We start from the raw sequence: 1,747 nt of genomic DNA, 5'->3' as shown, positions 1-1,747 counted from the left end.
TGCACCGAAATGCTGGGCGGCACCGATCTTGGTGTCACCTACTGGGCCGAGTGCGACGCCCAGTCGGGAATGCACATGGTGAACATGGACTATGTCATCACCGAACTGCTGGACCCGGAAAGCGGCCAGATCATCCCTTGGGAAAAAGGCGCCGAGGGCGAGATGATCTACACCGCGCTCGGCCGGCAGGCCAGCCCGCTCGTCCGGTTCCGGTCGGGCGATTATATCGAGGTGATCGATACCGAATGCTCCTGCGGCCGCACCGGGCCGAAGATCCGCTGCACCGGCCGGACCGACGACATGCTGATCGTCCGGGGGGCCAACGTGTTCCCCTCTGCGATCAACAGCGTCATTACCGAAATGGTGCCGGACACCAATGGCGTCATGCGCATCGTGGCCGATTTCGAGGGCCACACCACGCAGGGCGCGCTGACGGTGATTGTCGAACGCGGCCCCAATCGCGATCCGGCCGATGACGTCACCCTCAAAAAGATAATCGAGCAGCGGCTGCGCGACTCCTTGGTCTTCAAGGCCGACGTTCACCTGGTTGCAGCCGACACTTTCGAAAAACCTGGCGCCGCTAAGGTCGCCTTCGTTCTCAGGAAATACCCAGACCTGCCATGACTAAGATGAAATCCCTTCTCGACACCGCGTCGGACGACTTCCGCGCCAACGACGTGTCTTACCGCGAAAAGGTCGATGAACTACATGCCCTCCGGCTCAAACAGCGCGTCGGCGGCCCCGAAATGGCGCGCAAACGTCATGTGGACAAAGGCAAAATCCTGCCGCGCGAAAGAATTGAAAGGCTGATCGACCCGGGCACGCCCTTTCTGGAACTCGGCGAGCTGGCCGGGTTGAACAAATATGAAGGCGTGCCACCGGGCGCGGGCATCATCACGGGCATCGGTGTGATCGAAGGCCGTCAGTGCATGATCATCGCCAATGATGCCACCGTAAAGGGCGGCACCTATTTCGGCATGACTTCCCGCAAGCATGTGCGCGCCCAGAAGATCGCATGGAAGAACCGTCTGCCCGTCATCACCCTCGTGGATTCCGGCGGTGCCTTCCTGCCGGATCAGGAAAACATCTTTCCCGACGAAGGCCAGTTCGGGTCCATCTTTCACCAACAGATCGGCATGTCGGGCGATGGTGTGCCGCAAATCGCCGTGGTCATGGGGCCCTGCACCGCGGGTGGCGCATATATTCCCGCGCTCTGTGACGAAGTGGTGATCGTGCGCGGTCAGGGCTTTATGTATCTGGGCGGACCGGAATTGACCTTTGCCGCAACCGGCGAAAAGGTCGAAGCCGAAGAACTGGGCGGCGGCAAGATGCATTCGTCGGTCTCCGGTGTGACCGACCATTTGGCCGAAGATGACGCCCACGCTCTGGCCATCACGCGCGAAATTGTCAGCCACCTTGGCGAAAAACCCCTACCCCGCAAGACGCCCGAAACGCCCCGTGCGCCCGCCTACCCGGTCGAAGAGATTTATGGACTCGTCAGCCGCGACCCCAAGGTGCCGACCGACAACCGTGAAATTCTTGCGCGGCTGTTGGACGACAGCGACTTTCATGAATTCAAGCCGCTTTATGGTGACACCATCATGACCGGCTGGGGCCGCATCCATGGCCACGAGGTCGGTATTCTCGCCAATACAGGCGTGCTTTTTGTCGAAGCCGCGCTGAAGGCCACGCATTTCATCAATCTCTGCGTGCAGCGTGATATTCCGCTGCTGTTCCTGGCCGATGT

The 1,747-nt window shown here is 60.4% G+C and carries 2 protein-coding genes; both read left to right on the top strand.

All coding sequences use genetic code 11. From position 1 onward, the window contains the following. A partial coding sequence (locus A3728_RS12330) for a phenylacetate--CoA ligase (RefSeq protein WP_150120772.1) occupies window positions 1-624 on the top strand: 624 nt, incomplete at its 5' end. Continuing rightward, window positions 621-1,747, top strand: a 1,127-nt coding sequence (locus tag A3728_RS12325) for an acyl-CoA carboxylase subunit beta (protein ID WP_067924024.1), incomplete at its 3' end; no start/stop codon positions are given. The genes A3728_RS12330 and A3728_RS12325, both read left to right, overlap by 4 nt.

Origin of the sequence: Sulfitobacter sp. HI0040 (assembly GCF_001634885.1) — a bacterium.
Lineage (GTDB): Bacteria > Pseudomonadota > Alphaproteobacteria > Rhodobacterales > Rhodobacteraceae > Sulfitobacter.
The sequence above is the reverse complement of the archived record's forward strand: the minus strand, read 5'-3'. Positions and strand labels throughout refer to the sequence as shown.